The sequence below is a fragment of the Oxobacter pfennigii genome (genome assembly GCF_001317355.1).
Classification (GTDB): domain Bacteria; phylum Bacillota; class Clostridia; order Clostridiales; family Oxobacteraceae; genus Oxobacter; species Oxobacter pfennigii.
This window is the reverse complement of the sequence record NZ_LKET01000062.1, coordinates 26,135-41,762: the sequence shown is the minus strand read 5'-3', so window position 1 is coordinate 41,762 and position 15,628 is coordinate 26,135. Positions and strand designations below refer to the sequence as shown.

Genomic DNA, 15,628 nt, shown 5'->3' with positions numbered 1-15,628 from the left:
CTTTTAGTTTTGTGAAAGAGAGTGTGTATATGACAGAAGAAATTATTAAAGCCATCAGAGAGGCCGATGATGTCATGGATATAAGGGATGTCGCGGCTTTAAATCCTTTGGTGCTTGCATACATCGGGGATGCTGTGTATGAAGTATACGTAAGGACTCATATTATTTTGAAGGAGCCCCAAAAGTCAGTTCACAAGCTTCATACAATGTCTATTAACTACGTCAAGGCTCATGCCCAATGGGAAATGGTACACAAGTTAAAAGGAATTTTGACGGAAGAAGAACAAAATATAGTCCGAAGGGGAAGAAATTCAAAATCAGGAGGTGTACCTAAAAACGCCGATGTTGTAGAATATAGAGAGGCAACAGGATTTGAAGCCCTTATAGGGTATTTGTATTTATCGGGTAACATAAAAAGGCTGGAGGAAATAATAAAATATTGTATATCTGAATAAGTGCATTTGTGGATATAATAATGACAAATATAAATTTCGGGATTGGTGATAAAATGGTTGTAAATAGAAAGAAGCAGGGCCAAAAGGACACAAGAGGCATGAATAAACCGGCAGGAAAACTCGGGAAGGAAAGAAGGCAGACAGAAAGAAAGCCTTATAAAACTGATGATGACAGAAAGCCCATTGCTAAAAATATTATAAAGCAGGAGAAGACTGAAATTAAGGAAGTAAATAATGCTTACGAGGATATTCCAAGGCTTGAAGGGAGAAATCCCGTTCTTGAAGCATTGAAATCCGGCAGGACTATAGAAAAGCTGTATGTTGCAAAAGGAAGTCTGGAAGGCTCCATTAAGCAAATTATATCCATGGCAAGAGAAAAGGGTATTGTCATAAATGAAATCGACAGAGTGAAAATGGATGCCATGTCAGAGACAAGGAGCCATCAGGGTGTAATAGCAAATGTATCACCCTATACATATGTTGAGGTTGAAGATATATTGAATTTTGCGGCTGAAAGAAATGAAAAGCCTTTTATAGTGATACTTGATGAGATATATGATCCTCATAACTTAGGCTCAATTATAAGGACGGCTGATGCCAGCGGGGTTCACGGGATTATTATTTCCAAGCGCAGGGCTGTAGGCCTTACCCCTGCAGTTGCAAAAGCTTCAGCAGGCGCAATTGAATATGCGAAAGTTGCAAAGGTTACTAATATTTCTCAGACGATCCGTCAGCTTAAGGATAAAGGTGTATGGATAGTTGGTACCGATGCGGATGGAGAAAAGTCATATTACGAATCCGACTTAACCGGCCCCATAGCTCTTGTTGTAGGAAGCGAAGGAGAAGGGATGGGGAAACTTGTGAAGGAAAGCTGCGATTTTATTGTTAATCTGCCTATGAAAGGGAATATATCATCACTTAATGCCGGAGTAGCTGGTGCAATTGTAATGTATGAGATACTCAGACAAAGAATCTTAAAAGGCTAGGGTGAGGGCTTTGAAATATTTTTTAATTGTAGACGGCTATAATATGATAAATTCATGGCCTGAATTGAAAACCATAGGGGAGGACAACCTGGAGGATGCCAGAGTTAAGCTTACGGAGCTTTTGGAAAACTACAGAGCATATAAGGGTATTAAGGTCGTGGTTGTGTTCGATGCCCATATGGTTAAGGGAAGCATGGAAAAAAGGGAGTTTCATGGAGGGTTGGAGGTAGTATATACAAAAGAAAATGAGACTGCCGATGCTTTTATAGAAAAAGTGGTGGATGAAATTGGAAGAAAGCATAATGTGCTGGTAGCCACATCCGATTGGCTGGAGCAGCAGATTGTGCTTGGGAGAGGAGCAGCAAGAATCTCGGCAAGAGAGCTTAGGGAAGAAATGCTAAGAGCTCAGAAAATCATGCGGGACAAGTATAAAATCAAGCCTTCGGCAGAAAAGCAGAGCATAGAAAACAGGATCCAAGGGGAAGTTTTAGAAAAACTTGAGAAAATAAGGCGGGAGCGTTGATATTCCTTGACTTTGGTTTCGTAGTTAGGGTATAATCAATTTATGAATGTCGACCCTAAAAGCTTACTGGAGGCGGTATAATTGAAACATGACGCAAATGCCCGCGAGTACAACAACGATTCCTATGATCACATGCTGGATGAAGAGATCGTTCATCTTGCAAAGAATGGGGACGTGGAGGCCCAGGAATATCTGATAAATAAATATAAAAATTTTGTTAGGGCCAAAGCCAGGTCATATTTTCTTATTGGAGCCGATAGGGAAGACATCGTTCAGGAAGGTATGATTGGTCTTTATAAGGCTATTAGGGATTTTAGGCAGGACAAGCTTTCTTCTTTTAGAGCTTTTGCGGAGCTTTGTATAACCCGCCAGATTATCACTGCCATTAAAACTGCCACCAGACAAAAACATATACCCCTCAACTCATATATTTCTTTGAACAAGCCAATATATGATGAAGAATCGGACAGAACCCTTCTCGATATACTTTCCGGTACAAGGATATCCGATCCGGAGGAATTGATAATAAGCAGAGAAGAGCTTATTAACATAGAAGCTAAAATAGGTGAGGTTTTGAGCGGTTTAGAGTGGGAGGTATTAAGATCCTACCTTGACGGCAAATCCTATCAGGAGATTGCATGTGATCTGGACAGGCATGCTAAGTCAATTGATAACGCTCTGCAGAGAGTAAAAAGAAAATTGGAGAAATATTTAAAAATCAGGGAAATATAATACTATTGACATAGCAAAAAAAGCGGAGTAAAATATGATAGCGTGAAATTAGTTTTACACATTTCATAATTTAACGCAATAAATAAGCGGGTATAGCTCAATGGCAGAGTTCCGGCTTCCCAAGCCGGCCGTGCGGGTTCGATCCCCGTTACCCGCTCCAATGCGCTCATGTAGCTCAGTCGGCAGAGCACGTCCTTGGTAAGGACGAGGTCACCGGTTCAATCCCGGTCATGAGCTCCATTTTAATATTTTCACGCGGTACACCAGGTTAAGTTTATTTAATAAGCTTACATACATTCAATAAGGAGGAAAAAGAAATGGCAAAGGCAAAATTTGAGAGAAATAAGCCCCATGTAAATATTGGAACAATAGGACACGTAGACCATGGTAAGACAACATTAACAGCAGCAATAACATTTGTTTTATCAAAGGCAGGCGGAGCAGAAGCAATAAAATATGACGAAATAGACAAGGCGCCGGAAGAAAAAGAAAGAGGAATTACAATCAATACAGCACACGTAGAATACCAGACAGACACCAGGCACTATGCCCACGTTGACTGTCCGGGACATGCTGACTATGTAAAGAACATGATAACCGGAGCTGCACAGATGGACGGAGCAATCCTTGTTGTATCAGCAGCAGACGGTCCGATGCCACAGACAAGAGAGCACATACTTTTAGCACGTCAGGTTGGTGTACCATACATCGTAGTATTCTTGAACAAAGCAGATATGGTTGATGACCCTGAATTAATCGAATTGGTAGAAATGGAAGTAAGGGAATTATTAAACGAATATGAATTCCCGGGCGATGACACACCAATAATCGTAGGATCAGCATTGAAAGCACTAGAGAATGCAGATGATCCTGAAGCGACAAAATGCATCCATGATTTAATGGCAGCAGTAGACAGCTATATACCAACTCCTGAAAGACAGGTTGACAAACCATTCTTAATGCCTGTAGAAGACGTATTCACAATCACAGGACGTGGAACAGTTGCAACAGGAAGAGTGGAAAGAGGAATATTAAAAGTAGGGGACGAAGTAGAAATAGTAGGCTTATCAGAAGAAAAGAGAAAGACAGTAGTAACAGGAGTAGAAATGTTCAGAAAGCTCCTTGACCAGGCACAGGCAGGAGACAATATCGGAGCGCTTTTAAGAGGCGTGCAGAGGAATGAAATTGAAAGAGGACAGGTACTGTGCAAACCTGGTTCAATACTTCCACACAGCCATTACAAGGGCCAGGTATACGTATTAAAGAAAGAAGAAGGCGGAAGGCATACACCATTCTTCAACGGATACAGGCCACAGTTCTACTTCAGGACAACAGACGTAACAGGAACATTGCAGCTTCCAGCAGGAGTTGAAATGTGCATGCCTGGAGACAACATTACAATGGAGATCAAGCTTATCACAAACATAGCAATGGAAGAAGGCTTAAGATTTGCTATACGTGAAGGCGGTCATACAGTAGGATCCGGAGTTGTATCTGAGATATTAGACAAATAGTTTAATATATGGCAGAAGAAGATGGGGGTTACCCCTCTTCTTTTGCTGTTAAATAATATATTAATGCAAAGAGCGCAGTTGCCATTTATATAGTAGTAATGTAAATGATTGTTGATTTTTAAAAATATTTCGGTTAAAATATTGTAGTATTGATACACTATACAATAAATTACATTTGTAATGGCTTTTGCAAGCTGGTGTTGAATAAAATTTGACACTTTGGATAGATAATACTTAGGAGGTGTTGGTTGTGAGAGTCAAAATTACTTTAGCATGTTCAGAATGCAAACAGAGGAACTATAATTCAATGAAGAACAAGAAAAATGATCCTGATAGGCTTGAGATGAGCAAATACTGCAAATTCTGCAGAAAGCATACACCGCATAAGGAAACAAAATAGCACGGAAAGCTTGAGTATATAATTTCATGAATTTATATACTGGCTAAGAATGTGAATTGTTATGGCCTTAGAAGCAAAAGCTAAATCTGAAAAACTACCGAAGGGGATGAGTGACATGTTCAAAGGAGTTTTTGATTTTGTCGTTGATAGCAAAAACGAGTTTAAAAGAATAACCTGGCCTGATAAAGACAAAGTAATAAGATCAACAAGCGTGGTTTTGACAGCTATTGTACTACTGACATGTTTTGTCTGGCTCTTAGACTCTGTGTTTAATTTAGCTCTTAGTAATTTCTTGAAATTACTGAAATAGCGAAAAGGAGGTAGGGACGAAGTTTGTCCCTTGCAATATGGCAGAAAGCGCTAAATGGTATGTTGTCCATACCTATTCAGGATATGAAAATAAAGTAAAAGCTAATCTGGAAAAGACGATTGAAAACAGGAGTCTGCAAAATTTAATATCTGATGTCAAGGTCCCCATTGAAGAATCTGTTGAGATTAAAAACGGAAAGAAAAAGGTAGTTCAGAGGAAAACATACCCTGGATATGTACTCGTAAAGATGGTAATGAGTGATGAGTCCTGGTACGTAGTGAGAAATACTAGAGGTGTAACAGGCTTCGTGGGTCCGGGTTCCAAGCCAATACCTCTGACTGATGCGGAAATTCGGTCCATGGGGGTAACACAACCCCAGGTATCTATAGATATATCAATTGGCGAAAATGTTAAGGTGGTTTCAGGGCCATTTGAAAATTTTGTTGCCCTTGTTGAAGAAATAAATGTAGTCAAAAGAAAGATTAAGGCTTTTGTCAACATGTTTGGCCGTGATACTCTGGTAGAGTTTGATTTCGACCAAATCGAAAAGATTGAATAACATAGTTAATAAAGGTATGTAACTTAAGTTGCTATACCTTTTTAAGTGGGAGGGTATATACCCGCCATACCACATTTTTTAAGGAGGTGTAAGTTCTATGGCGAAGAAAATAGTAGGAATGGTAAAACTCCAATTGCCAGCTGGAAAAGCTACACCAGCACCACCTGTTGGTCCTGCACTTGGTCAGCACGGTGTAAATATAATGGGGTTTTGCAAAGAGTTTAATGCAAAAACTGCTAATCAGGCAGGTTTGATAATACCTGTAGTTATTACAGTTTATGCTGACAGATCCTTCAGTTTTATTTTAAAAACTCCTCCGGCAGCCGTTTTAATTAAGAAGGCTATCGGTATTGAAAGTGGCTCTGGAGTTCCGAATAAAAATAAAGTCGGTAAACTGTCACAAGCAAAGCTTAGAGAAATTGCTGAACTTAAAATGCCTGATCTAAATGCTGCATCTGTAGAAGCTGCTATGAGCATGGTAGCCGGTACAGCAAGAAGCATGGGCGTAGTAGTAGAAGAATAGCAAATATAGTGGGAGGCTAAAACCGTTATTACCACAAGGGAGGTTTATTAATGAAACGAGGTAAAAATTATCAGGAAAGTGCTAAGCTTATAGACAGAGCTATGCTATATACACCAAGTGAAGCTCTGGATTTAGCAATACAGACATCAAAAGCTAAATTTGATGAAACAGTAGAGCTTGCAGTAAAGCTTGGTGTTGACCCCAGACATGCGGATCAGCAGGTCAGGGGAGCAGTAGTTCTTCCCCATGGAACTGGTAAGACTGTCAGAGTGCTGGTTTTCGCCAAAGGCGATAAAGCTAAAGAAGCAGAAGGTGCCGGTGCTGATTTTGTAGGAGCTGAAGAGCTTGTTGACAAAATCCAGAAAGAAAACTGGTTTGAATATGATGTTGTAGTTGCAACTCCCGATATGATGGGCGTTGTAGGAAAATTGGGTAGAGTGTTAGGACCAAAAGGACTTATGCCTAACCCCAAGTCAGGAACCGTAACATTTGATGTTGCCAGAGCAATTGCAGAAATCAAGGCCGGTAAGGTTGAATACAGGGTTGATAAAACAAGTATTGTCCACGTGCCATTAGGTAAAAAATCCTTTGGTGTTGAGAAATTGAATGATAACTTCAAAGCACTTATGGAAGCAGTTGTAAAGGCTAAGCCTGCCGCTGCAAAGGGACAATATTTAAAAAGCGTTGTTGTTTCAAGCACAATGGGCCCCGGAATCAAAATCAACACTGCCAAGGTTCTTGAATAATATTTGACATAGCATAAAAATGATGATAATATAAATGCATTGTACACCGTAGACTGCAGGTGCGAGAGCTTAAATTACTTGCCTGCATAGGTGGTTGGGTTAAGATAATCAAACCTTCCATGTCTACTGGAAGGTTTTTTAATTTGTTTCGTTACCAAGATATAAGGAGGTGTACTAAAAGTATGGGCATCAAACAAGAAAAGGAAGCTATGGTCCAAGAGATTAAAGATAAGCTTACAAAGGCTCAAACTGTTATAATGGCCGATTACAGAGGTTTGACAGTTGAAGAGGATACTGAATTAAGGCGTAAATTCAGAGAAGCAGGTGTTGAATACAAGGTATTGAAAAATACATTGACTTCTATAGCAGCTAAAGAAGCCGGCATAGAAGGATTGGATGCATACCTTGCAGGTCCCACATCATTTGCCTTCGGGTATGATGATGCTACAGCACCGGCAAGAATTTTAAATGACTTTGCCAAAGACCACAAAAAACTTGAATTAAAAGGCGGTCTGGTTCAGGGTAAATTATTCAATGTTGATAATGTAAAGGAGCTTGCTACAATACCGCCAAGAGAAGTACTCATAGCAAAACTTCTCGGAAGCTTCAAGGCTCCAATGTCCAATTTTGCATACCTTGTTAATGCAATAAAGGAAAAGAAAGAACAGGAAGCATAAAAAAGCCATAATCAAAGGGCGAAAAATACGCAAAAAATAATTAATTAAAATAATTTCGGAGGTGTAGTAAAAATGACTATTCAAGAAATCATTGATGCTATAAAAGGTTTAAGTGTATTGGAATTAAATGAGTTGGTAAAGGCTGCTGAAACAGAATTCGGAGTTAGCGCTGCTGCTCCTGTTGCTGTAGCCGGAGGTGCAGGCCCTGCTGCAGCAGCAGCACCTGCTGAAGAAAAGACTGAGTTCGACGTAGTACTTGCCAGTGCCGGAGCAGAAAAGATTAAGGTTATAAAAGTTGTAAGAGAGTTGACGGGACTTGGGTTAAAAGAAGCTAAAGACCTTGTTGACGGAGCTCCTAAAACTGTTAAAGAAGCTGTTTCAAAAGAAGAAGCTGAGCAGATTAAAGCTAAGCTTGCTGAAGTTGGAGCTACAGTTGAATTGAAGTAATTAAAGATAAAGCCCTCAAAAGAGGGCTTTTCACTTTTATGCCCATTTTCTTTGATTAAAAGGTGCATTTAAACTTTTTTTAATATTTTTTAAAACTTTTAATATTTTTTATTGACGTGAATATTGTATTATGTTAAAATTATTAATTGCATTGAATAATAAAGGTAATATACAAAATAGGGAAATTTACACTTTTTTATGCAGATTCCCTAGAATATTTATAATATTTTTAGGAAATATTATATTAATAGGTAAAAAAAATAAGTTCTGGTACCAAAAGTATAAAAAGATGAAATTTTATGCTTTTGGACATTATTGCTTAATAAGGGGTGAAGGTTAATGGTACATCCTGTCCAGGTTGGAAAAAGGACCCGAATGAGTTTTTCCAAAATTCATGAAGTGTTGGATATGCCAAATTTAATCGAGGTCCAGCTGAATTCCTACAAGTGGTTTTTAGACGAGGGTCTCAAAGAGGTATTTGACGATATCAATCCTATACAGGACTACACCGGAAATTTGGTGTTGGAGTTTATTGATTATTCGCTGGATACGGATAATTTGAAATACCAGGTTGAAGAGTGTAAGGAAAGGGATGCAACATACGCAGCCCCTTTGAAGGTTAAAGTTAGACTTATAAACAGAGAAACAGGCGAAGTCAAGGAACAGGAAGTCTTCATGGGAGATTTTCCTTTAATGACGGATCAGGGAACATTTATAATAAACGGAGCTGAGCGAGTTATTGTAAGTCAGCTGGTGCGCTCTCCGGGAGTGTATTATGCCGAAACCTTTGACAAGTCAGGTAAAAAGCTTCATTCAGCCACTGTAATACCCAACCGCGGTGCGTGGCTTGAATATGAAACAGATTCTAACGATATACTTTCTGTAAGAATAGACAGAACCAGAAAGCTTCCTGTTACAGTTTTAATAAGGGCATTAGGTTATGGTACAGACGCTGAGATTATCCAGCTCTTCGGCGAGGATGAAAAATTAAAAAATACCATAGACAAAGATAATACCAAAACTAAAGAGGAAGGCCTTCTCGAGGTCTATAAAAGACTGAGACCGGGTGAGCCTCCCACAGTTGAAAGCGCATTATCTTTGCTTGATGCATTATTTTTTGATCCTAAGAGATATGATTTATCTAAGGTTGGAAGATATAAATTCAATAAAAAATTAGCTCTTGCATCCAGGATACTTGGTCAGGTAGCTGCTGAAAAAATTGTAGATCCCAATACGGGTGAAATCATTGCCGATGTGGATAAAAAAATTGACAGGGATATGGCAGTGAGAATTCAGAATTCCGGTATAAATGAAGTATACCTTTTAGTAGATGGAAGAAAAGTCAAGGTGTTAGGAAACGGATTTGTTGACATACATAAGCAGGATATGAAGTTTAGAATTGACGATCTCAATATAAGAGAGATGGTGTATTATCCTGTATTAAAAGAGATTATGGAACAATCCGCATCTGAAGATGAATTCAGAAACACCGTGAAAAGCAGAATAAATGAGCTTATACCTAAGCATATAATCAAAGCTGATATTTTTGCATCCATAAACTATAATTTAAATTTAGCTTATGGTATAGGCCATACTGATGATATAGATCATTTAGGTAACAGAAGGTTAAGGTCTGTCGGCGAGCTTTTGCAAAACCAGTTCAGGATAGGTCTGTCCAGAATGGAGAGAGTTGTTAAAGAGAGAATGACAATTCAGGATCTTGATGTAATAACTCCTCAGGCCCTTGTAAATATAAGGCCTGTAGCAGCTGCCATTAAGGAGTTCTTCGGAAGCTCCCAGCTTTCACAGTTTATGGACCAGACCAACCCATTATCTGAGCTTACTCATAAGAGAAGGCTGTCGGCATTGGGGCCTGGGGGTCTTTCAAGAGAAAGGGCTGGGTTCGAAGTAAGAGACGTACATCACTCTCATTATGGGCGTATGTGTCCTATAGAAACACCGGAAGGACCAAACATTGGTCTTATAGGTTCTCTTTCCACTTATGCAAAAGTTAATGAATATGGTTTTATTGAAACACCGTACAGAAAAGTGGATAAGCAAAGAGGAATAGTTACAAATGAAATATTGTACTTAACTGCCAACGATGAAGATGAGTACGTTATAGCCCAGGCTAATGAGCCCCTTGATGAAGAGGGAAGGTTCATTGATAAAAGGGTTGTAGCAAGGGATAAGGAAGAGACGGTGGTCGTACCAAATAACGAGGTCGACCTTATGGACGTTTCTCCAAAACAGGTTGTATCAGTAGCCACGGCTATGATACCCTTCCTCGAAAATGACGATGCCAACAGAGCATTAATGGGCTCTAACATGCAGCGTCAGGCAGTGCCCCTTCTTCGTACCAGCGCGCCTATAGTTGGAACGGGAATTGAGTACAAAGCGGCACTGGACTCAGGAATCATACCTCTTGCAAAAAATGACGGTGTGGTTATCAGGGTAAGTGCAAATGAAGTAAGGGTTAAAAGAGATTCTGACGGCGGGACAGATACTTATAAATTATTGAAATTTAAGCGTTCAAACCAAGGCACTACCATAAATCAAAGACCCATCGTGACTAAAGGCGATGTACTTAAAAAAGGCGATGTTATTGCTGACGGTCCGTCCACGGATATGGGAGAAATTGCTCTTGGCAAGAACATATTGATAGGATTCATGACATGGGAAGGTTACAACTATGAGGATGCCATGCTCATATCCGAACAGCTGGTAAAGGAAGATGTATTTACTTCAATACACATAGAAGAATATGAAGCAGAGGCCAGGGATACAAAGCTTGGACCCGAAGAAATTACAAGAGACATCCCCAATGTAGGTGAGGAAGCGCTGAAGGATTTGGACGACAGGGGAATCATAAGAATAGGAGCCGAAGTAAGGTCAGGAGATATCCTGGTTGGAAAAGTTACACCAAAAGGCGAGACTGAGCTTACTGCAGAAGAAAGGCTTCTAAGGGCAATATTCGGTGAAAAAGCCAGGGAAGTAAGGGACACATCCCTTAGAGTTCCTCACGGTGAAGCCGGTATTATAGTTGACGTAAAAGTCTTTACAAGAGAAAACGGAGACGAACTTCCTCCGGGAGTTAATGAACTTGTACGCTGCTATATAGCCCAGAAGAGAAAGATATCCGTAGGAGATAAAATGGCGGGAAGACACGGTAACAAGGGTGTTATTTCAAGGGTTATGCCTGAAGCTGATATGCCTTTCCTTCCTGATGGTACACCGCTCCAGATAGTATTGAATCCTCTTGGTGTTCCGTCACGTATGAATATAGGCCAGGTATTGGAGGTTCATCTTGGGTTTGCTGCTTCAAAGCTTGGCTGGCATGTTGCAACTCCTGTTTTTGACGGAGCTACCGAGAATGACATCATGGATCTTTTGGAACAGGCAGGCTATTCAAGAGACGGGAAATCCGTACTCCGCGATGGCAGAACAGGTGAAGCTTTTGATAACAAGGTAACTGTCGGATATATGTATATATTAAAACTTGCCCATTTGGTTGACGATAAAATACATGCCAGGTCTACCGGACCTTATTCACTGGTAACTCAGCAGCCCTTAGGGGGTAAGGCTCAGTTCGGTGGACAGAGATTCGGAGAAATGGAAGTATGGGCATTGGAAGCATATGGGGCCGCTCATACACTTCAGGAGATATTAACCGTTAAATCCGATGACGTGGTAGGCCGTGTTAAAACATATGAATCAATAGTCAAAGGCGAGAACATTCCCGAACCGGGAGTGCCTGAATCCTTCAAAGTATTGATCAAGGAACTTCAGTCCCTGTGCCTGGATGTTAAGGTCTTGTCCGATGACAATCAGGAAATCACCATCAGAGAGTCTGTTGAAGATGATGTTGAGGATCTTGATGTAAATATCGAAGGAAGAGAAGATTTCGATTCCGGAGAAGATTTTACAGGGGTTCTTGATGTGGAAGGAACAGATGAGGACGAAGAGGATTTCGACCTTAATATAGAGGACTTTGGAGATATAGAAGAAATCGGCAGCCAGCCGGAAGCAGAAGAAGACATTGAAGAGCTTAATGAAGATGACTTTGAAGATATAGAATACGAAGAAGAAGATTTCGAAGATGACCAATTAGATTAAGTACACAACTTTATAAAGTGAAGGGAGGATGTCCCCTTGTTTGAGTTAAACTATTTTGATTCCATACAAATAGGCCTTGCATCTCCTGAGAAAGTCAGGGAATGGTCAAAGGGAGAAGTTAAGAAACCAGAAACCATCAACTACAGGACATTAAAGCCGGAAAAGGATGGGTTGTTCTGTGAGAGGATATTTGGACCGCAGAAAGACTGGGAATGCCACTGCGGTAAATATAAAAGAGTAAGGTATAAAGGAATAGTATGTGACCGCTGCGGTGTTGAGGTAACAAAATCAAAGGTCAGACGTGAAAGAATGGGTCATATTGAGCTGGCAGCCCCTGTCTCGCACATATGGTATTTCAAAGGAATTCCTTCAAGGATGGGCCTTATACTGGATATGTCGCCCCGGGCTTTAGAGAAGGTCCTCTATTTTGCAGCTTATGTTGTAATAGATACAGGCACCACACCCCTTGCCAAAAAGCAGCTTTTAACTGACAAGGAATTTAGGGAAGCTCAGGAAAAGTACGGTCTGAGCAGTTTCCATGCAGGTATGGGCGCCGAGTCTATAAAGGAATTATTGAGAGAAATAGACTTAGAGAAGTTGAGTAAGGAATTGAGGGATGATTTAAAAACCAGCTCGGGTCAAAAAAGGGTGAGGAGCATAAAGAGGCTGGAAGTGGTTGAAGCCTTCAGAAAGTCCGGAAACCTTCCTGAGTGGATGGTTTTAGATGTAATTCCCGTAATTCCGCCGGATTTAAGGCCGATGGTTCAATTGGACGGAGGAAGGTTTGCCACTTCAGACCTTAACGATTTATACAGAAGAGTTATCAACAGAAATAACAGATTAAAAAGGCTTCTGGATTTACAGGCTCCGGATATCATTGTCAGAAATGAAAAGAGGATGCTTCAGGAAGCGGTGGATGCCCTGATAGATAACGGCAGGCGCGGAAGACCGGTAACAGGGCCGGGAAACAGGCCGCTAAAATCCCTGTCTGATATGCTGAAAGGAAAGCAGGGAAGATTCAGGCAGAACCTCTTGGGAAAACGTGTTGACTATTCAGGCCGTTCTGTTATAGTTGTCGGACCGGAACTTAAAATGTATCAGTGCGGACTTCCCAAAGAAATGGCGCTTGAGCTCTTTAAACCCTTTGTTATGAAAAAACTGGTGGAAGAAGGCTATGCTCATAACATTAAGAGTGCAAAGAGAATGGTTGAAAGGATTAAACCCGAAGTATGGGATGTATTAGAGGATGTTATTAAGGATCATCCGGTACTCCTTAACCGTGCTCCTACCTTACATAGACTTGGAATACAGGCATTCCAGCCTATTCTTGTAGAGGGAAGAGCAATAAAACTCCATCCTTTGGTGTGTACTGCATATAACGCTGACTTCGACGGAGACCAGATGGCCGTTCACGTGCCCTTGTCGGTTGAAGCTCAGGCTGAAGCAAGGTTTTTAATGCTTGCTGCAAATAACATATTAAAACCCCAGGACGGTAAGCCTGTAGTAGTTCCTACTCAGGATATGGTTCTCGGTTCATATTACCTGACCATCGATAAAGAAGGGGAGATTGGGGAAAACAAGGTTTTCTCTTCCATCGATGAAGTAATAATGGCTTACAATTTGAAAGAAGTGGGACTCCATGCTTCTATCAAGGTAAGGGTTACAAAAGAATATGAAGGAAAAACATATACCAAGATTATAAATGCAACTCCGGGAAAATTGATGTTCAATGAAGCCATATCTCAGGATTTGGGCTTTGTAGATAGATCAAATCCTGACCATGTATGCGATCTTGAAGTTGATTTCCTGGTAGATAAGAAGAATTTGGGAAGGATAATAGACAGGTGCTATAAAGTTAACGGACCTACAAAGACTGCTATTATGCTTGATAATATCAAATCTCTGGGATATCATTTCTCAACAATCGGTGCTGTTACGGTATCGGTATCGGATATGATAATTCCTGATGAGAAGGAAAAACTTCTTTCCCAGGCTGATTCCGATATAGATAAGATAGAGAAAATGTTTAGAAGGGGTCTTATATCTGAAGAGGAAAGGTATGAAAAAGTTATCTCTAAATGGACTGAGACAACTGACTCGGTAACCGACGCTCTTATGAAGAACCTGGACAGATTCAATCCTATATATATGATGGCTAACTCAGGAGCCAGGGGTTCTAAGAACCAGATAAGACAGCTGTGCGGAATGAGGGGATTGATGGCAAATCCATCAGGTAAGATTATTGAGCTTCCTATAAAAGCAAGCTTCCGTGAAGGCTTAAACGTGCTTGAATACTTTATATCAACCCACGGAGCCAGAAAAGGTCTTGCAGATACGGCGCTTAGAACTGCTGACTCCGGATATTTGACAAGAAGGCTGGTTGATATAAGCCAGGACGTTATAATAAGGGAAGAAGACTGCGGAACAGACCAGGGAGTGTGGGTAAGCGAGATAAGGGAAGGCAATGAAGTTATAGAAAGCCTCCACGATAGGCTGGTGGGAAGGTATACGGCTCTTGAGGTTGTACATCCTGAAACCGGTGAGCTTATCATAGGCAAGAATGAATATCTTACGGATGAAATAGCTACAAAGATTATAAATGCAAATATAGAAAAAGTTAATATAAGAACTGTAACATCCTGTAGAACCAGATACGGTATATGTTCGAAATGCTACGGAATGAACATGGCAACTGGCGAAAAGGCATACATCGGTGAAGCGGTAGGTATAATTGCAGCCCAGGCTATAGGTGAGCCGGGTACACAGCTTACAATGAGAACATTCCATACAGGCGGTGTTGCCGGTGCCGACATAACCCAGGGTCTTCCAAGGGTTGAGGAGCTTTTCGAGGCAAGGAAGCCAAAGGGGCTTGCAACAATTTCCGAAATATCAGGTACAGTAAAGGTAAATGAAAATAAGAAGAAGAGAGAAATCATCGTAACTTCAGAAGGCGGAGAATCAAAAACCTATCAGATCCCTTATGGCTCAAGGCTTAGGGTTAATGATGGCACTGTGGTTGAAGCTGGCGATGAACTGACTGAGGGCTCTGTAAATCCTCATGATATACTGGCCATCAAGGGAGTTGACGGCGTAAGAATTTATCTCTTGTCTGAAGTACAAAAAGTTTATAGGATACAGGGTGTTGATATAAACGATAAACATATAGAAGTAATCGTAAGGAACATGCTAAGAAAGATAAAAATAGAAGATCCCGGCGATACCGATATGCTCTCCGGCGGATTGGTAGATATATTTGAATTCGAAGAAGAAAACGCTAAGGCCGAAGAAGCAGGGCTGAAAAAAGCAACGGGCAAGGTTATTTTACTTGGAATAACCAAGGCATCCCTTGCAACAGACTCCTTCCTGTCAGCCGCATCCTTCCAGGAAACGACAAGAGTACTGACAGATGCTGCAATAAAGGGTAAGGTAGACCCCCTTGTAGGATTAAAGGAGAATGTGATCATAGGTAAGCTCATTCCTGCCGGCACCGGTATGGCAAGGTACAGGACTGTGGCAGTTCATACCAAATCTGAAGAAGATACCTTGCTGTAGGAAATTTTACAGCATGAATGTTCTTTGCAATTAAACTTAAGAATCGCCTGGAAATTAACAACAGGTTGACATTGACAATTTATGATGC

General features: G+C 40.6%; 14 protein-coding genes, 2 tRNA genes and 1 other annotated feature. All 16 genes read left to right on the top strand.

Annotation, left to right across the window (positions count from 1 at the left end; translation table 11 throughout):
- Positions 1-29: 29 nt before the first annotated feature.
- The 16 genes from OXPF_RS18995 to rpoC all read left to right on the top strand — a co-directional run bounded on the left by OXPF_RS18995 (position 30) and on the right by rpoC (position 15,540).
- The gene (locus OXPF_RS18995) at positions 30-455 is read left to right on the top strand and encodes a Mini-ribonuclease 3 (RefSeq protein ID WP_054876792.1); all 426 of its coding nucleotides are present in this window, start codon (positions 30-32) and stop codon (positions 453-455) included.
- A 98-nt stretch (positions 456-553) separates the two neighbouring features.
- Entirely contained in the window at positions 554-1,441 is an 888-nt protein-coding gene (gene rlmB / locus OXPF_RS18990; protein WP_083480049.1) for a 23S rRNA (guanosine(2251)-2'-O)-methyltransferase RlmB, read from the top strand.
- A gap of 10 nt (positions 1,442-1,451) precedes the next feature.
- Entirely contained in the window at positions 1,452-1,964 is a 513-nt protein-coding gene (locus OXPF_RS18985) for an NYN domain-containing protein (protein ID WP_083480047.1), read from the top strand.
- An 81-nt stretch (positions 1,965-2,045) separates the two neighbouring features.
- Positions 2,046-2,696, top strand: coding sequence for an RNA polymerase sporulation sigma factor SigH (sigH, locus tag OXPF_RS18980; protein WP_152967812.1), 651 nt, complete (start codon positions 2,046-2,048; stop codon positions 2,694-2,696).
- An 86-nt stretch (positions 2,697-2,782) separates the two neighbouring features.
- A tRNA-Gly gene (locus tag OXPF_RS18975) sits at positions 2,783-2,856 on the top strand.
- 4 nt (positions 2,857-2,860) lie between these two features.
- Positions 2,861-2,936: transfer RNA gene (locus tag OXPF_RS18970), tRNA-Thr, on the top strand.
- Positions 2,937-3,013: 77 nt separating this feature from the next.
- The gene (gene tuf / locus OXPF_RS18965; protein ID WP_054876777.1) at positions 3,014-4,210 is read left to right on the top strand and encodes an elongation factor Tu; all 1,197 of its coding nucleotides are present in this window, start codon (positions 3,014-3,016) and stop codon (positions 4,208-4,210) included.
- A 250-nt stretch (positions 4,211-4,460) separates the two neighbouring features.
- Positions 4,461-4,610 (top strand): 50S ribosomal protein L33, encoded by a 150-nt coding sequence (rpmG, locus tag OXPF_RS18960; protein WP_054876791.1) that lies wholly within the window; start codon positions 4,461-4,463, stop codon positions 4,608-4,610.
- 61 nt (positions 4,611-4,671) lie between these two features.
- Positions 4,672-4,920 carry a preprotein translocase subunit SecE gene (gene secE / locus OXPF_RS23685; RefSeq protein ID WP_054876790.1) on the top strand — a complete coding sequence of 83 codons (249 nt, stop codon included), beginning with the start codon at positions 4,672-4,674 and terminating at the stop codon, positions 4,918-4,920.
- Positions 4,921-4,957: 37 nt separating this feature from the next.
- On the top strand, positions 4,958-5,479 hold the full coding sequence (gene nusG, locus OXPF_RS18950; protein ID WP_054876789.1) for a transcription termination/antitermination protein NusG: 522 nt from the start codon (positions 4,958-4,960) through the stop codon (positions 5,477-5,479).
- A gap of 97 nt (positions 5,480-5,576) precedes the next feature.
- Positions 5,577-6,002 carry a 50S ribosomal protein L11 gene (gene rplK, locus OXPF_RS18945; protein WP_054876788.1) on the top strand — a complete coding sequence of 142 codons (426 nt, stop codon included), beginning with the start codon at positions 5,577-5,579 and terminating at the stop codon, positions 6,000-6,002.
- 50 nt (positions 6,003-6,052) lie between these two features.
- Complete coding sequence (gene rplA, locus OXPF_RS18940; RefSeq protein ID WP_054876787.1) at positions 6,053-6,748, top strand: 50S ribosomal protein L1; 696 nt, start codon at positions 6,053-6,055, stop codon at positions 6,746-6,748.
- A 28-nt stretch (positions 6,749-6,776) separates the two neighbouring features.
- Positions 6,777-6,898, top strand: a sequence feature (ribosomal protein L10 leader region).
- Positions 6,899-6,930: 32 nt separating this feature from the next.
- Complete coding sequence (rplJ, locus tag OXPF_RS18935; RefSeq protein ID WP_054876786.1) at positions 6,931-7,425, top strand: 50S ribosomal protein L10; 495 nt, start codon at positions 6,931-6,933, stop codon at positions 7,423-7,425.
- Positions 7,426-7,497: 72 nt separating this feature from the next.
- Complete coding sequence (gene rplL / locus OXPF_RS18930) at positions 7,498-7,872, top strand: 50S ribosomal protein L7/L12 (protein ID WP_054876785.1); 375 nt, start codon at positions 7,498-7,500, stop codon at positions 7,870-7,872.
- Between the two features lie 339 nt (positions 7,873-8,211).
- The gene (rpoB, locus tag OXPF_RS18920; protein ID WP_054876783.1) at positions 8,212-11,988 is read left to right on the top strand and encodes a DNA-directed RNA polymerase subunit beta; all 3,777 of its coding nucleotides are present in this window, start codon (positions 8,212-8,214) and stop codon (positions 11,986-11,988) included.
- Between the two features lie 36 nt (positions 11,989-12,024).
- Positions 12,025-15,540, top strand: coding sequence for a DNA-directed RNA polymerase subunit beta' (rpoC, locus tag OXPF_RS18915; RefSeq protein ID WP_054876782.1), 3,516 nt, complete (start codon positions 12,025-12,027; stop codon positions 15,538-15,540).
- Positions 15,541-15,628: the final 88 nt, after the last annotated feature.